The organism is Streptomyces sp. NPDC002851 (assembly GCF_053591935.1).
Map to the genome: position 1 here is coordinate 40,396 of NZ_JBSFUT010000012.1, position 20,241 is coordinate 60,636.

At 72.8% G+C, this 20,241-nt stretch carries 21 protein-coding genes and 2 pseudogenes; 17 read left to right on the top strand and 6 right to left on the bottom strand.

Annotated elements, in window-relative coordinates; all coding sequences use genetic code 11:
* Positions 1-132: 132 nt before the first annotated feature.
* Positions 133-2,445 carry a molybdopterin oxidoreductase family protein gene (locus tag ACWD10_RS15025; RefSeq protein WP_451090828.1) on the top strand — a complete coding sequence of 771 codons (2,313 nt, stop codon included), beginning with the start codon at positions 133-135 and terminating at the stop codon, positions 2,443-2,445.
* Between the two features lie 166 nt (positions 2,446-2,611).
* Here ACWD10_RS15025 and ACWD10_RS15030 read toward each other — a convergent pair whose 3' ends face one another.
* Both ACWD10_RS15030 and cutA read right to left on the bottom strand, forming a co-directional pair.
* Positions 2,612-3,037, bottom strand: a complete 426-nt coding sequence (locus tag ACWD10_RS15030; protein WP_451090830.1) for a gamma-glutamylcyclotransferase family protein — start codon at positions 3,035-3,037, stop codon at positions 2,612-2,614.
* A complete protein-coding gene (cutA, locus tag ACWD10_RS15035) occupies positions 3,034-3,396 on the bottom strand; it encodes a divalent-cation tolerance protein CutA (protein WP_451090832.1) in 363 nt (120 codons plus the stop codon). The genes ACWD10_RS15030 and cutA overlap by 4 nt, the downstream gene beginning before the upstream one ends.
* A 203-nt stretch (positions 3,397-3,599) precedes the next feature.
* Here cutA and ACWD10_RS15040 point away from each other — a divergent pair, with 203 nt between their 5' ends.
* Entirely contained in the window at positions 3,600-4,346 is a 747-nt protein-coding gene (locus tag ACWD10_RS15040) for a hypothetical protein (protein ID WP_451090834.1), read from the top strand.
* Positions 4,346-5,734, top strand: coding sequence for an ATP-binding protein (locus ACWD10_RS15045; protein ID WP_451090836.1), 1,389 nt, complete (start codon positions 4,346-4,348; stop codon positions 5,732-5,734). Before ACWD10_RS15040 ends, ACWD10_RS15045 begins: the two co-directional genes overlap by 1 nt.
* A gap of 23 nt (positions 5,735-5,757) precedes the next feature.
* Here the strand turns inward: ACWD10_RS15045 and ACWD10_RS15050 are convergent, their stop codons facing one another.
* A complete protein-coding gene (locus tag ACWD10_RS15050) occupies positions 5,758-6,336 on the bottom strand; it encodes an NADPH-dependent FMN reductase (protein WP_451090838.1) in 579 nt (192 codons plus the stop codon).
* 224 nt (positions 6,337-6,560) lie between these two features.
* Here ACWD10_RS15050 and soxR point away from each other — a divergent pair, with 224 nt between their 5' ends.
* The 3 genes from soxR (at position 6,561) to ACWD10_RS15065 (ending at position 8,591) form a co-directional block, all read left to right on the top strand.
* The gene (soxR, locus tag ACWD10_RS15055) at positions 6,561-7,016 is read left to right on the top strand and encodes a redox-sensitive transcriptional activator SoxR (RefSeq protein ID WP_451090840.1); all 456 of its coding nucleotides are present in this window, start codon (positions 6,561-6,563) and stop codon (positions 7,014-7,016) included.
* Positions 7,017-7,283: 267 nt separating this feature from the next.
* Positions 7,284-7,835, top strand: a complete 552-nt coding sequence (locus tag ACWD10_RS15060) for a hypothetical protein (RefSeq protein ID WP_451090842.1) — start codon at positions 7,284-7,286, stop codon at positions 7,833-7,835.
* A 105-nt stretch (positions 7,836-7,940) separates the two neighbouring features.
* Positions 7,941-8,591: a class F sortase gene (locus ACWD10_RS15065; RefSeq protein WP_451090844.1), complete on the top strand. Its 651-nt coding sequence runs from the start codon at positions 7,941-7,943 to the stop codon at positions 8,589-8,591.
* A gap of 21 nt (positions 8,592-8,612) precedes the next feature.
* On the opposite strand, the gene ACWD10_RS15070 is transcribed toward ACWD10_RS15065, so the two are convergent.
* The 3 genes from ACWD10_RS15070 to ACWD10_RS15080 all read right to left on the bottom strand — a co-directional run bounded on the left by ACWD10_RS15070 (position 8,613) and on the right by ACWD10_RS15080 (position 11,308).
* Positions 8,613-9,410, bottom strand: coding sequence for a sulfite exporter TauE/SafE family protein (locus ACWD10_RS15070; protein WP_451090846.1), 798 nt, complete (start codon positions 9,408-9,410; stop codon positions 8,613-8,615).
* A gap of 86 nt (positions 9,411-9,496) precedes the next feature.
* Positions 9,497-9,685, bottom strand: a complete 189-nt coding sequence (locus ACWD10_RS15075) for a hypothetical protein (protein WP_451090848.1) — start codon at positions 9,683-9,685, stop codon at positions 9,497-9,499.
* A 102-nt stretch (positions 9,686-9,787) separates the two neighbouring features.
* Positions 9,788-11,308 (bottom strand): ferredoxin reductase family protein, encoded by a 1,521-nt coding sequence (locus ACWD10_RS15080; RefSeq protein WP_451090850.1) that lies wholly within the window; start codon positions 11,306-11,308, stop codon positions 9,788-9,790.
* A 216-nt stretch (positions 11,309-11,524) separates the two neighbouring features.
* Between ACWD10_RS15080 and ACWD10_RS15085 the strand changes: the two genes are divergently transcribed.
* The 11 genes and pseudogenes from ACWD10_RS15085 (at position 11,525) to ACWD10_RS15135 (ending at position 20,237) form a co-directional block, all read left to right on the top strand.
* Entirely contained in the window at positions 11,525-12,775 is a 1,251-nt protein-coding gene (locus ACWD10_RS15085; protein ID WP_451090852.1) for an NAD(P)/FAD-dependent oxidoreductase, read from the top strand.
* Positions 12,775-15,414 (top strand): nitrite reductase large subunit NirB, encoded by a 2,640-nt coding sequence (gene nirB / locus ACWD10_RS15090; protein WP_451090854.1) that lies wholly within the window; start codon positions 12,775-12,777, stop codon positions 15,412-15,414. Before ACWD10_RS15085 ends, nirB begins: the two co-directional genes overlap by 1 nt.
* Positions 15,414-15,785: a nitrite reductase small subunit NirD gene (gene nirD, locus ACWD10_RS15095; RefSeq protein WP_451090856.1), complete on the top strand. Its 372-nt coding sequence runs from the start codon at positions 15,414-15,416 to the stop codon at positions 15,783-15,785. Before nirB ends, nirD begins: the two co-directional genes overlap by 1 nt.
* A gap of 28 nt (positions 15,786-15,813) precedes the next feature.
* Positions 15,814-16,398: a TetR/AcrR family transcriptional regulator gene (locus ACWD10_RS15100; protein ID WP_451090858.1), complete on the top strand. Its 585-nt coding sequence runs from the start codon at positions 15,814-15,816 to the stop codon at positions 16,396-16,398.
* 109 nt (positions 16,399-16,507) lie between these two features.
* A complete protein-coding gene (locus ACWD10_RS15105) occupies positions 16,508-17,272 on the top strand; it encodes an SDR family NAD(P)-dependent oxidoreductase (RefSeq protein WP_451090860.1) in 765 nt (254 codons plus the stop codon).
* A gap of 86 nt (positions 17,273-17,358) precedes the next feature.
* The gene (locus ACWD10_RS15110; RefSeq protein ID WP_451090862.1) at positions 17,359-18,282 is read left to right on the top strand and encodes an oxidoreductase; all 924 of its coding nucleotides are present in this window, start codon (positions 17,359-17,361) and stop codon (positions 18,280-18,282) included.
* 105 nt (positions 18,283-18,387) lie between these two features.
* Positions 18,388-18,975 (top strand): hypothetical protein, encoded by a 588-nt coding sequence (locus tag ACWD10_RS15115; protein WP_451090864.1) that lies wholly within the window; start codon positions 18,388-18,390, stop codon positions 18,973-18,975.
* Positions 18,924-19,196: pseudogene (locus ACWD10_RS15120) on the top strand (sugar ABC transporter substrate-binding protein); the annotation flags it as partial. The gene ACWD10_RS15115 and the pseudogene ACWD10_RS15120, both read left to right, overlap by 52 nt.
* Positions 19,179-19,392, top strand: a pseudogene (locus ACWD10_RS15125) (hypothetical protein); the annotation flags it as partial. The pseudogenes ACWD10_RS15120 and ACWD10_RS15125, both read left to right, overlap by 18 nt.
* 198 nt (positions 19,393-19,590) lie before the next feature.
* Entirely contained in the window at positions 19,591-19,839 is a 249-nt protein-coding gene (locus tag ACWD10_RS15130) for a hypothetical protein (protein WP_451090866.1), read from the top strand.
* A complete protein-coding gene (locus ACWD10_RS15135; RefSeq protein WP_451090868.1) occupies positions 19,836-20,237 on the top strand; it encodes a DNA-binding protein in 402 nt (133 codons plus the stop codon). The genes ACWD10_RS15130 and ACWD10_RS15135 overlap by 4 nt, the downstream gene beginning before the upstream one ends.
* Positions 20,238-20,241: the final 4 nt, after the last annotated feature.

Below are 20,241 nucleotides of genomic sequence, written 5' to 3' on the forward strand. Positions count from 1 at the left end.
GCGGCGCGGAGCTGCGTGCGGGCCAGGCCCGGGGTACCTCACTCCCGCGGATGCGGCTTCGCGAGGTCGGGTTACCTGGCGTGTAACACACGGCTCCGCCAGGCGTAACACGGGCGACGCACGCTGAAGGGTATGCACTCCACTGTCACGCCCACGCCCACCCACTGCCCGTACTGCGCCCTGCAGTGCGGAATGGGGCTCGCCCCGGATCCCGCCGCGGCGGGCGGGCTCGCCGTGGTGGAGCGCACGGAGTTCCCGGTGAACCGCGGAGCGCTCTGCGGCAAGGGCCGCACCGCGACCGAGGTGCTCTCCTCCCGCGTGCGTCTGACCGAGCCGCTGATCAGGTCCCGCGCCACGGGCAAGCTCGCGTCGGCCACCTGGGAGGAGGCCCTGGACCGGATCGCCGAGGAGCTGCTGCGGACGCGGGTGGACCATGGCCCGGACGCGTGCGGGGTGTTCGGGGGCGGGGGCCTGACGAACGAGAAGGCGTACAGCCTGGGCAAGTTCGCGCGGGTGGTGCTCGGCACTTCGCAGATCGACTACAACGGTCGGTTCTGCATGTCGTCCGCGGCGGCCGCGCACCAGCGGGCGTTCGGCCTCGACCGGGGGCTTCCGTTCCCGCTCGAGGACATTCCGCGTACCGGGTGCGTGATCCTCGTCGGGTCCAACCTCGCCGAAACCATGCCGCCCGCGCTGCGCTATCTGACGGAACTGCGGGAGAACGGCGGCACGTTGATCGTCATCGACCCGCGCCGGACCAAGACCGCCGAGCAGGCCGATCTGCATCTGGCGCCGCGGCCCGGCACCGATCTGGCCCTGGCGCTCGGTCTGCTGCATCTGGTGGTCGCGGAGGGGCGGACGGACGAGGCGTACATCCAGGAGCGTACGACCGGCTGGGAGGAGGCGCGGGCGGCGGCCATGGCGCACTGGCCGGAGCTCGTGGAGCGGGTCACCGGGGTGTCCGTTCCGGAACTCCGCGAGGCGGTACGGATGTTCTGCGCGCCCGAGCACGCGATGGTGCTCACCGCGCGCGGGCCCGAGCAGCAGGCGAAGGGCACGGACACGGTCGGCGCCTGGATCAATCTGTGCCTCGCCACCGGGCGGGCCGGGCGACCGCTGTCCGGATACGGCTGCCTGACCGGGCAGGGCAACGGCCAGGGCGGACGCGAACACGGGCAGAAGGCCGACCAGTTGCCGGGCTACCGCAAGTTGACGGATCCGGCGGCGCGGGCGCACGTCGCCCAGGTGTGGGGCGTGGACCCGGCGTCGCTTCCGGGGCCCGGGCGGAGCGCGTACGAGCTGCTCGACGCGCTCGGCACCGATGTGCGGGCGCTGCTCCTGATGGGCTCCAACCCGGTCGTGTCGGCGCCGCGCGCCGCGCATGTGGAGGAGCGGCTGCGGTCGCTGGACTTCCTGGCCGTCGCGGACGTGGTGCTCTCGGAGACCGCGGAGCTGGCGGACGTGGTGCTTCCGGTGACCCAGTGGGCGGAGGAGACCGGCACGACGACCAATCTGGAGGGCCGGGTGCTGCTGCGCCGCCGGGCCATCGACCCGCCTCCCGGGGTACGCAGCGACCTGGAGGTACTGCACGGGCTCGCGGACCGGTTCGGCGTGGCGAAGGGGTTCCCGACGGACCCGGAGGAGGTCTTCGAGGAGCTCCGACGCGCCACGGCCGGGGCACCCGCGGACTACTCGGGCATCACGTACCGTCGGCTCGCCGAGGAGAACGGGGTGTTCTGGCCGTGCCCGGAGGGAGCGACTGGCTTGCCAGGGACGGGAGTTGACCACACAGGCAGTACGGCCAATACAGGCAGTACGGGCAGTACAGGCAGTACAGGCAGTACAGGCAGTACGGGCAGTACGGGCAGCACCGTCGGCGCCGTTGGTGCGGGCAGTGAGGACGGCGAGGACGGTGAGGACGCCGCGTTCGACGCGGGGCCGGACGACCCCGCGGGGGACGAGGGCGGTGGCGGGGTGCACCCCGGGACGCCCCGGCTGTTCCTCGACCGGTTCGCCACCGAGGACGGGCGGGCGCGGTTCGTTCCCGTCGTGGACCGGGCCTCGGCCGAGGAGACGGATGCCGAGTACCCGGTGTTCCTGACCACCGGGCGGGTGGTCGCGCAGTACCAGTCGGGTGCGCAGACCCGCCGGGTGGCCGAGCTGAACGCCGCCGCGCCCGGGCCCTTCGTACAACTGCATCCGCAGCTCGCCGAACGGCTCGGTGTGGCCGAGGGCGAGGACGTCGCCGTGGTGTCCCGGCGTGGCCGGGCCGTCGCGCCCGCGCGGATCAGTGCGGGGATCCGGCCGGACACGGTCTTCATGCCGTTCCACTGGCCGGGCGCGGGCCGGGCCAACACACTCACGAACCCCGCGCTCGACCCGGTCTCGAGGATGCCGGAGTTCAAGGTGTGCGCGGTCCGGGTGGAGGCCGCAGGGGCCGCCTAGGTTTCTTTCCCCTACCCCGCCCCTTCCCGAAAGCTGGGGCCCGCGGCGAAGCCGCTGATGGATGCAGCGCCCCCAGGCCCCGTTCATCGCGCAGGGGGGTACCTCCCTGCTCGAACGCAGTTGAGAGCTTGGGGGAGCGCTCGTCCTCAAACGCCGGACGGGCTGATTAGGGCTGCTGTATGAGCCAGTTGTCGCCCGGGATGCGCTTGCCATGAGCCCGAAGGCGGGCCGCGACCCGAGGCGCCGCCACGTACACCCAGGCGCGCACCGGGGTGCCCGCGCGGAGGACGGGGCGGGCGATGCGCTCGTAGTCGTTGTGCGGGTCGCCGGGTGCGTAGTCCTCCAGGCGGTCGAGCTCCGCGAGCAGCGCGGCGTACTGGCCGGGCAGTGCGGTGATCAGCTCGCCGTGGACCGGGCCGTCGCCGGGTGACTCGACGGCGTACGGATAGCCGGGCCCCTCGTAGAGGATGGCGTCCTCGAGCAGGCCGGGCTCCTCGGCGGCCACCCGGCCGCGCAGGAAGAGGGCGTGGTTGTGCTCCCCGGGGCGCAGGGTGCCGTAGACGAAGAAGGGCAGCTGCGGCTCGTCGCTCACGCGGGCCCCTCCGCGGTCTCCTCCGCGGTCTCCTCACGTACCCAGTCCAGATACGCGGCGCTGCCCCGTACCACCGGAGTCGCGATGATCTCCGGGGTGTCGTAGTCGTGGGCCTCGGTGAGCCACCGCTCCAGCTCCGGGAAGCGGGCCTCGGTGGTCTTGAGCAGCACCTGCCACTCCTGGTCCGTCTCGATGGCGCCCGCCCAGCGGTAGACGGAGGTGACCGGGCCGGAGATCTGCGCGCAGGCCGCGAGCCGTGCGTCCACCGCGCCGCGCGCGAGCGCCTCGGCCTTCTCGGCGGCGTCGGTGGTCGTGAGGACGGTCAGTACGACGGGCCCGGGGCGAAGGTCCTGATTCATCTCTCTCCTCGCTGTATCCGTACGTCTGTTACATAACGTCCGGATTTCCGTGATGCATGGTCCCTAGCTTCGATTCTGGTGGCCGACTCCTTGCCGAATCCCCGGCAGTCCCCCGGCAGTCCCCCGGTCGGCCACCACCTCTTTCCGCACCTCGGCTTTCCGTAACTCGGCTTGCCGCTACTGATGACAGGGACGGCGCCGCCATGATCTACCGTTCCCGGCTCGCGCTCGGCGCCGGCCTCGCGGTCACGGCCGCCGTCGTCCTCACCGGCTGCGGCAACCCCAACGGACTGGCCGCGGGCGAGCCCGCGCCCTCCGTCGCGGTGCAGCCGAGCCCCGCCGCGGTGTGGCCGTCGTGGTCGGGCGCGTCACCCGAGTCGCCGGGCGCCGACACCACCGCGCACCAGCCGCCGCCGGAGCCGCTGCCCGCGGCCCTGAAGGTGCCCGAGGGCGGGCTCGGCAAGCTGAAGGTGCGGGACCTCCTGCGCGCCGACAGCCGGATGCGCCCGTACGCCGATCGCCCGCTCATCCACGAGCCGGGCCGCTCCGGCATCCGGCCGCCGAAGCTCGTGGACCTGACCGGCGACGGTGCCGACGAACTCCTCGTCGCGGTGGACACGGAGTCCGGCTCCACCGTCCTTTCCGGCTACCGGGAGCAGAACGGCCGGGTCGTTCCGATCCTTTACGCGCGCGGGAAGCGCGTCGCCATCGAGACCGTGGGCGCCGACCTGGTGCTCCGCAGCCCGTGCGCGAACGGCGCGGAGCAGGCCGTGCGGTACCGCTGGGACGGCTCCCGAATGGTGACGATGAGCGACACCAAGACGTACACCAAGCCGGACGACGCTCCGTCCTCGCCCGCCCCCAAGCCCACCCGTACGTCCGCGCCCAGCGGTACGTCCGCGCCCGCCCGTACGTCCGCGCCCCCGTCCGGACCGGCGGTGGACGACTGATGGGCCGCGCCCCGTTCCGTGGGCGGCCGGTGCTGCCTGCGGGTTTGCCGCGCAGGGCGCGGCGCGCCGTCCACCGGCTCAACGGGCTCGGTCTGCGCTGGAAGATCGCGGCGCTGCTCGCCGCGGGCTGCGCGCTGGTCGCGCTGACCATCGGCCTGCTCATCCACCACGCCCGCTACGAGCAGGTGGGCTCCGCCGCCCGCAAGGAAGCCGTCGCCGAGTTGGTGCGGGTGCGGCAGCTGTACGAGGTGACGGGCCAGGTCGACCAGGACGGCAGCGAGGCCGCCATCGACAGCCCCGACCTGCCCGCACCGCTGCGGCAGGCGGCGCTCGCTGATCGCCGTACGACCTATCTGGACATGGACGCGCCCGAGCCCTCGGTCTGGGCCGCGCGCCCGATCGGCAACCGGGTGCTCTCCGTCCGCACGCCGCTGACCGCACAGCGCAACGATCTGGTCGAGCTGGACAGCCAACTGCTCGCCTGGGGCACCGTGATCGTCGCCCTGGCCGCGCTCGGCGGTGCCGCCCTGGCCAGCCGGGTGAGCCGGGACCTGCGCACGGCCGCGGCCACCGCGCGCCGGATCAGCGACGGTGACCTGGGCGCCCGGATCGACCACCCGCGGCCGCCGCGCACCCGGGACGAGGTGGCCGAACTCGCCGGCGCCGTGGACACCATGGCGGGGAGCCTGCAGCGGCGGATCGAGGCCGAGCAGCGGTTCACGGCGGATGTCGCGCACGAGTTGCGTACGCCGCTGACCGGCCTGCACACCGCCGCCGAACTGCTGCCGCCGGGCCGCCCCACCGAGCTGGTGCGGGACCGGGTTGCCGCGCTGCGCACCCTCACCGAGGACCTGCTCGAAGTGGCCCGGCTCGACGCCCGTATCGAACAGCCCGACCTCGATGTGCACCCGCTGGGGCGCCTGATCGAGGGGATCGTCACCGGCCCCGGCACCCGCACCAGCTCCGAGGCCGAGGCCGGGGCCAACTCCGAGGCCGACGCCAATTCCGAGGCCAACTCCAACACCAACTCCAACACCGACGCCAACACCGACACCGACACCGACACACTCGTACGCACCGACGCCCGCCGTCTCGAGCGGATCCTCGCCAACCTCGTGGCGAACGCCCGTAAGCACGGCTCCGAGCCGATCGAGGTGTACGTCTCCGGGACCTCGGTCACGGTCCGCGACCACGGCCCCGGCTTCCCGGAACAACTCCTGCACGCCGGGCCGCAGCGGTTCCTCACCGGCGCCCGGGAGCGTGGTCAGGGCACCGGGCTCGGCCTGACCATCGCGGTCGGCCAGGCCGAGGTGATCGGCGCCCGGGTCACGCTGCGCAACCTGGAGGAGGGCGGGGCCGAGGCGACAGTGACCCTGCCGGGGGCCTGAACGAATCCGGGCCGGGCCCGTCCTCAACCCCCGTACGGGCGCGCCTCCTTCGCCTCCCGCAGGGCCAGGGCCCACCAGGCCAGCCGGTCCAGGAGCGTGTCGGCGGCCGCGGCCGCGGCTGCCGGGTCCTTGTGGTTGCCGTCGCCGTCGAAGAGCTCACCGGCGTTGTGGAAGGAGACGGTGTCCCGGACCGTCACCGCGTGCAGTTCGGCGAAGACCTGCCGCAGGTGCTCCACGGCGCGCAGGCCGCCGGAGATGCCGCCGTAGGAGACGAACGCCACCGGCTTGGCCTGCCACTCGGCGAAGTGCCAGTCGATGAGGTTCTTCAGCGGGGCCGGGTACGAGTGGTTGTACTCGGGCGTCAGGACCACGAAGGCGTCCGCGGCCGCCAGCTTCGGGGAGATCTCGGCGAGCGCGGCCCGCTCGGCCTCGGACGGGGTGGCGAACAGCGCGGCCGGTGGCGCGGCCGCCCCCAGGTCGACCACGTCCACCTGGAGCCCGGCCCGCTCCCGGACCCGGGACAGGAACCAGTCGGCGACCACGGGCCCGAAGCGGCCCTCCCGGTTGGAACCGACGATCACGGCGACCCGGACGGGCCGCACGGACGTGGACTCGGCGGCGGCACGGTCGGTCCGGGGCGCGTCCAGAACAGCCGTCGCGGAAGCAGTGGCCGCGGAAGCAGTGCTCGTAGCAGCGCCAGTCGTAGAAGCGCCGGTCGTAGAAGCGCCAGTCGTAGAAGCAGCGGTCGAAGAAGCAGCAGTCGTAGAAGTCATGTGCCACAGCCTGATACTTAAACGATGGTTTAAGTCAAGCTATGCTGCGGGACATGACTCAACTCGCCTGGAACGCAAAGGAAGCCACCGTCGGCGAGCTCGCCGAGCGCAGCGGCGTGGCCCCCTCCGCGCTGCGCTTCTACGAGCGCGAGGGGCTGATCACCAGCCGCCGCACCTCCGGCAACCAGCGCCGGTACAGCCGCGAGACGCTGCGCCGGGTCGCCTTCATCCGCACCTCGCAGCGGCTCGGCATCCCGCTCGCGACCATCCGCGAGGTGCTCTCGCTGCTGCCGGACGACCGCACGCCGACGCGCGAGGACTGGGCCCGGATCTCCGAGTGCTGGCGCGAGGACCTGGACCGGCGCATCCGCACCCTCCAGCGGCTCCGCGACCACCTCGATGACTGCATCGGCTGCGGCTGTCTCTCCCTGAGCCACTGCGTCCTGTCCAACCCCGGCGACGAGCTGGCCTCGCACGGCCCGGGCCCGCGCCGCCTCATCGAGGACTGAGCGCGCACGCAGCACGGGCGCGGAGATCCGGTTGCTGCGGTCACCCGTTCACAGGCGTGCCGCGGCACTTCGGGTTCCGGGCCACGGCACTGCGGTGACCTGCTGGAATGCCACTCCCGGGGCACCGGGATGCGCCGTTTCACGGAAGTGCTGAGGTTCCATCAGCAGGCGTGGCGCGGCGAGTGGCATTTACCTCGGTAGCAAGGGCAAGGCCGACGCAGCGGCACATGGGGGTGCCGCGGGCCGCGCTCTCTCGGAGGAACTGACATGCGCACCGCCACCCGCCTGCTGACACGCGCCGCGCTCGGCGTCGCCGTTTCGGTCTGGCCGGCCCTCGGGCCCGTGGCCGGGGGTTCGCTCGCCCACGCCGCGGACCCCACCCCCGACGCCGGGCTGGAGGTGTACCCGGCGAGCGTCACGCCGGGCGGCGAGGTCACGGTGAACACGCTCGCCTGCGGGGCGGACGGCAGCGCGTCCGGGAACGCGAGCGCGGTCGGCGCGGGCACGTTCAAGCTGACGCCCGGCACCCATGAGGAGGTCGTGGTCGGCACGTTCAAGGTGCCGGCGGCCGCCGCGCCCGGGACGTATGCGATCCGGGCGACATGCGACTCGGGCCCGGAGGTCGCCGGCGACCTGGTGGTCACCCTCACGACCTCCGGGAAGCAACAGGTGCCCCCGAAGGGACATGTGAAGACGGGGGTCGGCGGAGCGCTCGGCCCCGACCCCGTACAGACCGCGGCGGGTGTGGCGGCCCTGGCCGCCGCCGCCGCTGGCGGTACCTGGCTCCTGCATCGCCGGGCGAGCGGCGACGGGATCTGACGGACATCCTCCGCTGTCCACCGGTACCGCCGGCCCCGCCCCCTTCGGCCGGTCCACACGGCGCGAGGGGGGACGGGGCGCGGCCCCAGCCCTCAAGGGGACCCCATGCCCGAACAAAGCGGCCGCACCCTCAGCATCGCCATAGGCACCCTCACCACCGTCGCCCTCTGCGTCGGCAGCTGGCTGCTTGCGCTCGGCACCAGCGATCACGCCCCGCCCCAGCCGTCGCGGGCCCAGGCCGCGGAGCGCCCCGCCTCGCACCGTTCCGCCGCGCGGCAGGAGCCCCCGGTCCCCGCGCTGCCCCCGTCGCCGCCCGCCCGGCTGCGGATCGCGTCCCTCGGCGTGGACGCCCCCATGACCGGGCTCAGGCTCCAAGCGGACGGCAGCCTGGAGGCGCCGCCCGCCGAGCGCCGTAACCTCGCCGGTTGGTACGAGGCGGGCACCACGCCGGGCGCGCGCGGCACGGCGATCGTCGCCGGGCACGTCGACAACGCCGAGGGCCCCGCGGTCTTCTACGACCTCGGCGCGCTCCGGAAGGGCCGGGCCATCGAGGTGGACCGGGTGGACGGGCGGACCGCCGTGTTCACCGTGGACGCGGTGGAGGCGTACGACAGCCGCGCCTTCCCGAACGACAAGGTGTACGGCGCGGCGTCGCGCCCCGAGCTGCGGGTGATCACCTGCGGCGGCGGCTTCTCGAACAAGACCGGCTATCTGGGCAACGTGGTGGTTTTCGCCCACCTGACCGCGACCCGCTGATGGCACAGCGGCCAGCGCCCCTCAGGCAGCCTGGAACGCGACCCACTGCTCGTACGCCAGGTTGGCCACGAGCGCGAAGACCACCGTCAGGAGCACCACCCGTACGAAGCCGCTGCCCCGGCTGAGCGCGGTGCGGGCGCCGAGCATGCCGCCCGCGAGGTTGAACACCGCCATGAGGGCGGCCAGCTGCCACAGGACCGTGCCCTGCCAGGCGAAGGTCGCGAGGGCGCCCGCGTTGGTGCAGACGTTGACGATCTTCGCGGTGGCCGAGGCCGCCACCAGGTCGAGGTGGAGCACCGCGGTCAGGGCGAGCACCAGGAAGGTGCCGGTGCCGGGCCCGATCAGGCCGTCGTAGAAGCCGATGCCGAGGCCCGCGAGACCGATCGCCGCGAGCTTGCGGCGTCGCGAGACCGGCCCGGACGCGGGCTCCTGGGTGCCGAAGGACGGCTTGAGGATGACGAAGGCCGCGACACCGAGCAGCACCACCAGGATCACGGGCTTGAGCACCTCGGTGCTCATTCCGGCCGCGAAGAACGCGCCGCCGGTCGACCCGGCGAGCGCCGCGAGCCCGATGCGCACGGCCGTCCGTACGTCCACGGGCGCCTTGCGGGCATACGTCACGGCCGCGCCGGTCGTCCCGACGATGGCCACGGCCTTGTTGGTGCCGAGGGCGTACGCGGCCGGGGTCGAGGAGGGCAGGCCGAGCAGCAGCGCGGGCAGCAGAAGCAGTCCGCCGCCGCCCACCACGGCGTCGATCCAGCCCGCCGCGGCCGCGACGAGGCAGAGCAGAACGACCGTGGTCAGCGCTATGTCGGGCATGATCGCGACCCTACGGAGACGGTGCGTGCTCCGTCCATCGAGTTCGGGCAACGTCACATGCGTGCGGCGTCACGCCCGTACGGAGGTCAAGGGGCCGCCCGGGGCTCGGGGTTGGTGGCCGGGAGCCGGTCCGGGGCGGGCGGGGACGCCGGGTCCACGGTGACCGCGAGCAGCGTGGCGGCGAGCGCGCTGGCGGAGGCGAGTCCCGCGGCGAGTCGGCGGCGGGCCCGGAGCGTGGGGCCCTGGGCGGGGACGGGCTTGCGGTGGCGGGCCATGACGGGGTGCCCCCTCAGAAGGCTCGGACGGCTGGGACGGCTGGGTCGGCTCGGTCGGCGGACGGCTGGGGCGGCTGGGACGGCTCAGAAGGCTCGGTCGGCTCAGAAGGCGAAGTTCTCGGTGTGTATACCTTCTTCGGGGACCCCGGCCCGTACGAGTGCCGTGATCGCCGCGGCCGCCATGCCGGGCGGGCCGCACAGGTAGACGTCGTGCTCGGGCAGGTCGGGGACGAGGTTGCGGAGCGCCTGCGGGGCCAGGGGGTCGAAGGCGGCGGCGGAGGGACCGAGCAGGAAGTGCAGGCCCGCCCCGCGGGACGCGGCGATGGTCTCCAACTCGGCGCGGAGCACGACCTGTTCGGCGCTGCTTGCCCGGTAGAGCAGGGTGAGATCGCCGGGGTCGCCGGGCAGCGTCTCGAAGAGCGCCCGCATCGGGGTGATGCCGACGCCACCGGCGAGCAGCAGCACCTTGCGCTGTCTCCGCTTGTCCGCGGTCAGGGCGCCGAACGGTCCGGTGGCGAGGACCCGGGTGCCGGGCCTGAGGCGGCGGATGCGGCGGGTGTGGTTGCCGCGCACCTTGACGGTGATGCGCAGGGTGTCGTCGCGTACCGGCGCGGAGAGCGAGAACGGCAGCGCCGTGTGCCAGAGCCCGGGCTGGAGGAACCGCCAGCGGAAGAACTGCCCGGGCTGTGCGCGCAGTGCGTCGAGCCCGATGCCCTGCATCACGACGGAGACGACGCCCGGGCCCTCCGCGCGGACGTCGAGGACGCGCAGGCTGTGCCGGAGCGCCTGCCGTACGGGAACCACGAGCCGGTACCAGACGAGCAGTACGGCGACGGTGGCGTGCAGCAGCGCCCACACCCATACGGCGAGCACGCTGCCCGCGATGTCCGGCCCGGCGAGCTGGTGCGCGAAGGCGAGGCCGGTGCCGAGGTAGCTGAGCAGGTGGACGGCGCGCCAGGTCTCGTGCGGGATCCGGCGGCGTACGGCGCGCGCGGAGCTGATGCCGACGGCGGCGAGCAGGGCGGTGCCGAGCGCGGCGGCGGCCAGGCCCGGATAGCCGAGCAGGTCGACGGCGGAGGTCAGCAGGTCGCGGCCGGTGTGGACGGCGTATCCGCACAGGGCGAGTACGGCGTGCGCGACGCAGAGGGAGAGCACCCAGCGGCCGCCGAGCGCGTGCCGCCGCGCGAGCCGGTCGGCGCCGACGCCATGCTCGACGGCGGGGACGCGGGCCATGAGGAAGAGCATCACGAGGACGCCGTATCCGGCGAGCAGCCCGGTGAGGTGCGCGCCGGTGGCGAAGACGGCGTCGAGCCGCGCGGAGTACCGGGCCTGCACCGCCCAGAGCCCGGTGACGGCAGCGCCGCCCGCCGCCAGCGCGGCGCGGAGGGCCCGGGGGTCGATGCGGATCGGCTGGACTGACCGCTGTGGGCAGTCGTTCCGCAGGGCGAGTGGGGTCTCCCCTGCTCGAACGAAGTTGAGAGCTTGGGGAAGGGTGGGCACAGCCCCCGGTGCCGGGTGCGCATCCGGTCGACCTGCGGTGCACCGCTGCTCCAGATACGCGGAGAGCGCAGGGTAGGCAGTGAGTTCGGAGTCGGCGGCTTCGGTTGTCACGCCCGAGAACATAGAGGCTGAGCAGCCCGGAAAATACCTGGTCAGCGGCGTACGCGAGATCCTTAAGGTCCCCTTGAGGAACCCCTCAAGACCGATTAAGCAAGCGGGCCGCCACAAGCACGTCCGTACTCCCCTCACACCCGACCCCCGCCCCCGCTGAGCGCAGCGTTCCGTGCGGGAAACAGTGGTGATGCCACCGGGTAACACCGGCACCGCACGCTGCGGAGCATGGGTTCACAGATCGTGGTGATCGGAGCGGGCACCGCCGGCACCCGGCTCGCGCAGCAGCTCGCGGCGGCCGGGTCGAACGGCGGCGACCGCCCCCGCGTCACGCTCCTCGGCGAGGAGGAGCACGCCCCGTACAACCGCGTGCTGCTCGCCGAGGTGCTCTCCGGGCGTTACGGCCCCGACGTCATCGCGCTCCCCGACCCGGCCGCCGCCCCGGACGGACCGGTCCGCCGGATCCGCGCCCGGGTCAGCCGGATCGACCGCGAGGCCAGGGTCGTGCACTGTGACGACGGCGGCGCCGTCCCGTACGACACGCTCGTCCTGGCGTCCGGCTCGAACCCCGTGCTTCCGCCGCTGCGCGGACTGTTCCACGGGCTGCCCGAGGGCGTGCACGCGTTCCGCACGATGGACGACTGTCTGGCCCTCTCGCGCGAGGTGCGCGAGGGCAGCCGGGCCGTCGTGATCGGCGGCGGGCTGCTCGGCGTCTCGGCGGCCCGTGCCCTCGCCCAGCGCGGCGCCCAGGTGGTCCTCGCCCAGCAGGGCGAGCGCCTCATGGAGCGCCAACTGGACGACCGAGCGAGCGCGTTGGTGCGGGAGCATCTCACCGGACTCGGCGTGGAAGTGCACACCGAGTGCCGGGTCCGAGCCGTGCGCTCCGATAACGACCGCGTCGACCGGGTCAGCCGGGTCGAGCTGGCCGACGGCTACTCGCTCGGCGCCGATCTGGTGGTGCTCGCCTGCGGGGTGCGGCCGCGCACCGGGCTCGCCCGGGACGCGGGACTCGACGTGCGGCGCGGCATCGTCGTCGACGACGAGCTGCGCACCAGCGACCCGCACATCCGGGCCATCGGCGACTGCGCCGAGCACGCGGGCCAGGTGTACGGGCTCGCGACCCCCGCCCTGGAGCAGGCCGACGCCCTGGCCGCGCTCCTGACCGGCCCGGACGCCCCGGGATACACCGGTACCCGCTCTCTGACCCGCCTCACCCTGAACGGCACCGGGCCGCTCGACCTCGCCACCTTCGGCGAGGCCGAGCCGCTCCCCGGCGATGACGTGGTCCGTCTCGCCGACGCCACGCGCGGGACGTACCGCCAAGTCGTCGTACGCGACGACCGTCTGGTCGGCGGCGTCCTGCTCGGCGAGCTCTCCGCCGTCGGAGCGCTCGCCCGGGCCTGGCAGGCCGACGAACCACTGCCTGCGGGCCCGAGCGCCCCGCTGCTCCACCTGCTCACCCACGACGGAGGCTCCTGATGTCCACGACCGCACTTGTGGCGACCGACCCCCGCCCCGCGAACGCCGCACCCGGCTCGCCCACCATCGTCCTCGTCGGCCACGGCATGGTCGGCCAGCGTTTCCTCGAAGCGCTCGCCGAGCGCGGCCTGACCGCCACGCACCGCGTGGTCGTACTGTGCGAGGAGCCGCGTCCGGCGTACGACCGCGTCCAGCTCACCTCGTACTTCTCGGGCCGGACGCCCGAGGACCTGTCGATGACGGACCTGGCGTTCATCGAGAAGCACGGGATCGAGCTGCGCCTCGGCGACCCGGCCGAGACCGTGGACCGCGAGGCGCGCAAGGTGACCGCCCGGTCCGGCCTGACCGTCGACTACGACGTCCTCGTCCTGGCCACCGGCTCCTACCCGTTCGTGCCGCCGGTGCCGGGCAAGGACGCCGAGGGCTGCTTCGTCTACCGCACCATCGAGGACCTGCTCGCGATCGAGGAGTACGCCAAGAACGCCACCACCGGCGCCGTGGTGGGCGGCGGGCTGCTCGGCCTGGAGGCGGCGGGCGCGCTCAAGGGCCTCGGACTGAGCACGCACATCGTGGAGTTCGCGCCCCGCCTGATGCCCGTACAGGTCGACGAGGGCGGCGGTGCCGCACTGCACCGCACCATCACCGACATGGGCCTCACGGTGCACACCGGCACCGGCACCGAGCGGATCGCCGCGGGCGACGACGGCCGGGTCACCGCGATGACGCTGTCCGACGGCTCCGAACTCGCCACCGACATGGTCGTGTTCAGCGCGGGCGTACGCCCCCGCGACCAGCTGGCCCGGGAGTGCGGGCTGCCCGTCGGGCAGCGCGGCGGCATCACGGTCGACGAGCACTGCCGCACCGAGGACCCGGCGGTGTTCGCGATCGGCGAGTGCGCGCAGGCCGTCGACGGCCGGGTGTACGGCCTGGTGGCGCCCGGCTACGAGATGGCGGAGACGGCGGCCGCCGCGATCGCGTCGGGCCCGTCCGCGAACCCCGCCCTGTCGTTCACCGGCGCCGACATGTCGACCAAGCTGAAGCTGCTCGGCGTGGACGTGGCGTCCTTCGGTGACGCGCACGGCACCGCCGAGGGCTGCCTCGACGTCGTGTACGCCGACTCGCGCTCCGGCACGTACAAGAAGCTGGTCGTCGGCGCGGACGGGAAGCTGCTCGGCGGCATCCTGGTCGGCGACGCGGAGGCGTACGGCACACTGCGGCCGCTCACCGGCACCGTGCCGCCCGTCTCCCCGGAGCAGCTGGTGCTTCCGGCGGGCGCGGGCGGCCCGGCGCAGCTCGGCCCGGCCTCGCTGCCCGACGAGGCGGTCATCTGCTCCTGCCACAACGTCACCAAGGGCACCATCCGGGGCGCCGTCACCGAGCACTCCTGCACGACCGTGCCCGAGGTGAAGAAGTGCACCAAGGCCGGTACCGGCTGCGGCAGTTGCGTAAAGGTCCTCGGGCAGCTGGTCACCGCCGAGCTGGAGGCGAGCGGCGTCGAGGTCGACAAGGGCCTGTGCGGCTGCTTCGGACAGACCCGGCAGGAGCTGTACGAGATCGTGCTCGCGCTGCGCATCACGACGTACCGCGAACTGCTCGACACCTACGGCCGCGAGGCGACGCGCGGCAGCGACGGCTGTGAGATCTGCAAGCCCGCGGTCGCCTCGATCATCGCCTCGCTCGCGCCGACCCTGGGCGCGGACGGCTATGTCCTGGACGGCGAGCAGTCGGCGCTGCAGGACACCAACGACCACTTCCTGGCGAACCTCCAGAAGAACGGCTCGTACTCGATCGTGCCGCGGATCCCCGGCGGTGAGATCACCCCGGAGAAGCTGATCGTGATCGGTGAGGTGGCCCGCGACTTCGGGCTCTACACGAAGATCACGGGCGGTCAGCGGATCGATATGTTCGGCGCCCGGGTCGACCAACTGCCGCAGATCTGGGCGAAGCTGGTGGACGCGGGCTTCGAGTCCGGGCACGCGTACGGCAAGGCCCTGCGCACCGTGAAGTCCTGCGTGGGCCAGACCTGGTGCCGCTACGGCGTACAGGACTCGGTGCGGATGGCGATCGACCTGGAGCTGCGGTACCGGGGCCTCAGGGCGCCGCACAAGCTGAAGTCGGCGGTCTCCGGCTGCCAGCGCGAGTGCGCCGAGGCGCAGTCCAAGGACTTCGGCGTGATCGCCACGGCGAACGGCTGGAACCTGTACGTCGGCGGCAACGGCGGCGCGACGCCGCGCCACGCCGACCTGCTCGCCCAGGACCTCTCGGACGCCGAGCTGATCCGCCTGATCGACCGCTTCCTGATGTTCTACATCCGTACCGCCGACCGCCTGGAGCGCACCGCGTCCTGGCTGGAGCGGATCGAGGGCGGTCTGGAGCACGTACGGGACGTGGTGGTGCACGACTCGCTCGGCATCTGCGCCGGCCTTGAGGCCCTGATGGCCGCGCACGTCGCCCACTACCGCGACGAGTGGGCCGAGACCCTCGACGACCCGGAGCGCCTGGCCCGCTTCGTGTCCTTCGTGAACGCGCCCGACGTGCCCGACCCGACCGTGAAGTTCGTCCCCGAGCGCGACCAGATCAAGCCGGACCTGCCGCTCCTGTCGATCGGCAGCCGCCCGCTGGAAGGAACCTCTGTCTGATGACCACGGCAACGCTCACTGGTACTGATGTACTCCAACTCAGCGTCGACGGCGACTGGTTCACCATCTGCCCGCTCGACCGCCTCACCCCCGGCCGGGGCATGGCCGCCCTGCTGCCGGACGGCCGCCAGGTCGCGCTCTTCCGGGACCGGGCGGGCCGCGCTTACGCGATCGACAACCGTGACCCATTCACGGGGGCGGCGGTCCTCTCCCGGGGGCTCATCGGCTCCACGCCCGAGGGCGCCGCATTTGTGGCCTCGCCCCTGCTGAAGCAGCGCTTCGAGCTGGCGACCGGCCGGTGCCTGGACGACGAGACCGAGTCGGTCACGGCGTACGAGGTGCGCGTATCACCCCTAGAAAATCTTGACTGAACGTTCCAGATAGGGCTACGTTCTTCGCGTGGCCAGGACCAAGGAATTCGACCCGGACGCCGCGCTGCAGTCAGCCCTCGAGCTGTTCTGGCAGCGCGGCTACGAGGCGACCTCGATGGCGGACCTCGTCGAGCACCTCGGCATCGGGCGCGCGAGCCTCTACGCGACCTTCGGGAACAAGCACGAGCTGTACCTGAAGGCCCTTGAGCGGTACGCGCAGACACGGAGCCCGGCGACGGTGCGGGAGCTCTCCCAGGCGGGACCCGTACTGCCGGCCCTGCGGGCCATGATCCGGCGCTACGCATCCGAGGCCACCGACGACGCGGTACGCACCAAAGGCTGCCTGATCACCAACTGCGCGGCCGAAGTGGCCGCGCACGACACGGACTCGGCCCGCCGGGTCGAGCTCAGCTGGGAGCACCTGGAGACGGCCATGCACTCCGCGCTCGTCCGGGCGCAGGCGGAGGGCGAACTGGCCGAGGGCCGCGATCCGCTGGCGCTCGCCCGGATGCTGCTCGTCCTGCTGCAGGGCATGCGGGTCGTCGGCAAGGTGTCGGGCGACCCGGCGCGCGTGCGGGACGCGGGCGAGCAGGCGCTCCGGCTGCTCGACTGAGCCGTTCCGCCCACCCGCGGACCTTTCCGGAGAACTCTGCCACCGGCGGCGCTTTTTGCTGCCTCAATATTGGAATGAACGGTCAAGAAAAAGGTTAAGGAGCCCCCTCATGCCCCAGCGCTTCACCGGACGCACCGCCCTCGTCACCGGCGGCGGCACCGGCATCGGCCGCGCCATCGCCCTCGCCCTCGCCGCGGAAGGCGCGGGCGTCGTGGTGGCCGGGCGCACCGAGGCCCCCCTCAAGGAGACGGTCGAGCTGATCGAGGAGCAGGGCGGCACCGCCCTGGCCGTGCCCGCCGACGTCACCCGGTCCGAGGACACCGAGGCCCTGGTCCGCGCGGCGGTCGACCGCTTCGGCTCGCTGGACGTCGCGGTCAACAACGCGGGCGTCTTCCGCGCCGGGGGACCGCTCGCGGAGCTGCCCGAGGCGGACTGGCACACCCAGCTCGACATCAACGTCACCGGCGTCTTCCTCTCCCTGAAGGCCGAGGTCGCCCAGATGCGCGCACAGGCCGGCGGCGGCGCCATCGTCAACGTCTCCTCCGTGCTCGGCGCCCACCTGCGCGTCCCGGGCAAGGCCGCGTACGCCGCGAGCAAGGCCGCCGTCTCCGCCCTGAGCCGCGGCGCCGCCCTCGACCACATCGGCGACGGCGTGCGCATCAACACCGTGAGCCCCGGCGCCTCCGCCACCAGCATGTCCATGCTCCCCGGCGAGACCGAGGCCGAGCGCACGGAGCGGATGCGCTCCGCGGTGCCGGTCGGCCGGGTCTCCACCACCGAGGAGGTCGCCGCCGCCGTGCTCTACCTCGCCTCGGACGACGCCGCCTCCGTGGTCGGCACCGACCTCGTGGTGGACGGCGGAGCCTCCGCCTGACGGGATGCCCCGAGGGTTGACCAGCCCTCCGGACGTACGGTGAGGTGACGCTGCAGTAACCGCCAAGCCGTCCGGAGGGACCCGCCATGACGGGCTGGAACGCGAGCGCCATCCCCGACCAGCACGGCCGCACCGCGGTGGTGACCGGAGCCAACAGCGGCATCGGGTACGTGACCGCCCGCGAACTGGCCCGCCGCGGCGCCCGGGTGGTGCTCGCCTGCCGCAGCGAGGAGCGCGGCCGGGCCGCCGAGTCCCGGATCGCCGCCGAAGTCCCGGGCGCCGACGTCGAGTTCGCCCCGCTCGACCTGGGCGACCTGAAGTCCGTACGGGCCTTCGCGGCGGCGTACGAGGCGCAAGCCCTGGACCTCCTGATCAACAACGCGGGCGTGATGGCGCTGCCGTATGCCCGCACGGCGGACGGCTTCGAGACCCAGTTCGGGGTCAACCACCTCGGGCACTTCGCGCTCACCGGGCTGCTGCTCCCGAAGCTGCTCGCCTCGCCGCGCGCCCGGGTGGTCTCCGTCTCCAGCGGGCTGCACGCGCTCGCGAACATCGACATCGGCGACCTCAACAGCGAGCGCAAGTACCGCCGTTGGATCGCGTACGGCCGTTCCAAGACGGCGAATCTGCTCTTCGTGCACGAGCTGGCGCGCCGCCTCGACGCCGCGGGCGCGAGCGTCGTCGCGGCGGCCGCCCACCCGGGCTACGCGGCCACCAACCTGCAGACGGCGGGGGTGAAGCTGGAGGGCCGCAAGGCCGCCGAGCGGCTCGTCGATCTCTTCAACCGGATCGTCGCCCAGCCCGCCGAGTCCGGCGCCCTGCCCACGCTGTACGCGGCCACGGCGGCCGGGGTGCGCCCCGACTCCTTCACGGGCCCGAGGGTCCAGGGCTGGCGCGGCGCCCCGGCCCCGTCCTGGCGGGCCAAGTGGACCCTGAACGACGTGGCGGGCGAACGCCTCTGGGCGGCGAGCGAACAGCTGACGGGCGTGACGTACGCCTTCGACCGCTGAGGCCGCGGGGAGACCCGAGGACGGCCGCCGGAAGGCCACCAGAGGGCCACCGAAAGGGGCGAAGTCCCCGCGCACCCGGCCGCGACCCGGAGTAGCGTCACCCGTATGAGCGCAGGGAGCACAGGGAGTACAGGCAAGAAGATCACCGAGAAGGTCTCGGCCGCCGCCCTGACGGAGGCCACCGGCAAGGACTGGGTGGGCTGGTTCGCGGTGCTCGACAAGTGGGGCGCGGCCGGGAAGGGCCACACGGAGATCGCCCGCCATCTGCGCGAGGATCACGGCGTCAACGGCTGGCACGCCCAGTCGATCACCGTCGGCTACGAGCAGGAGCGCGGCCTGCGCGAGGTCGGCCAGTCCAGCTCCGGCACCTGGGACGCGAGCGCGAGCAAAACGGTCAGCGCCTCGCCCGAGGCGGTCACCGAGGCCTTCACCGACGAGGCGGTCCGCCGCCGCTGGCTGCCCGACGCCGAGCTGACCGTACGCACCCACCGCCCCGGCACCTCGGTCACGGCGGACTTCGAGGACGCGGCCGGGGGCGGTGGCCGGATCTCGGTGGACCTGACGGCGAAGGGCCCGGAGAAGACCGTGATCGGCTTGGGCCACCACAAGCTGGAGGACGCGGACGCGGTGGCCGCGTACAAGGAGTTCTGGCGCGACCGCCTGACCGTCCTCAAGGCCCTCCTGGAGGCGTAGGCACCCTGGTGGGGGCGTACGGCGCGGCGGTCAGCGCGCGGGCCCGGGACAAAGACGCGGCCAAGGCGTATGTGAAGTGGTTATGGGTCGAACAGACCGCGTACCAGGAGGACTTCGCACTCTCCTACGGTTTCCACATCCCGGCCCGGCTCTCGCTCGCGAAGCGGGCGGGCAAGCTGAAGGAGGGCGCGGCGGCGGACGCGGTGCGCTACGCCACCGACCCACCCCGCTGGTTCTGGCTGTTCGTCGGCCCCTTCGCGCTCGGCCTCGACCTGTTCACCTACGTCCCGCTACGTGGGGCTCGGCAACTACGCGGAGATGCTGCGGGACGGCGCGTTCACCGACAGCCTGGTGACGTTCCTGGTGTTCTCGCTGTTCATCGTGCCCGCGACGTTCGCGCTCTCGCTCGCGCTCGCGCATCGGGCAGGCCCGCTGGTTCGGCCTCGGCCGCAAGGAGGCGTGAGCGGCGATGCGGACGGATGCTGCGGATGCTGCGGATGCTTTCGTACGAGTGGACGCGCCCTGCGCGTGGCCCTCCTGGTGGCCCTGGCCCTGCTCTGCCTCACCCCTCGGACCGGGGGGCACGCGACACGCATACCGCAGTATGCTTAGGTCATGGCTGACACCACGCGCATCACGGTGACGCTCCCCACCGAGCAGGTGGCGGAGCTGAAGAAACTCACGGACAACGTCTCCGGCTACGTGGCCGATGCGGTAGCCCGCCAGATCCGGCACCAGCTGCTCGGCGCCGACCTGCGCGACTACACGGACGAGCACGGAGCCTTCAGTGACGAAGAACTGGCGCAGGCACGAGCGCGGATCTTCGGTACGACACAGGCCACGGACGGCGCGAGCGCCGCGTGAGCGGGCACGTCGAGACCCTTGTCCTGGACAGTGAGGGACTGTCGGCCTGGGTTGCCCAGGACCGGAAGGTCATGGCGATGCTCCAGGTGTTCCACGGGATGGGCTCGGATCTTGTCGTCAGCGCCAACACGATCGTGGAGGTGGGTCACGCCCGGGTGAACCTGCCCCGGCTCAGCTGGGCGCTCTCCCGGGTCAAGGTGGAGCCGGTCACGGAGGCGGCGGCCAAGGGCGCGGCACAGCTGCTCAAGGCGGCCGGGCTGCACGGCCACAAGCACGCGATCGACGCCACCGTCGCGGAAGCGGCGCTACGTCAGCCGGGCCCGGTCGCCATCCTCACCTCGGACGTCGATGACATGACCCGACTGTGTGGCAGCAAGGTCCGGCTGATCGGCCTCTGACCCG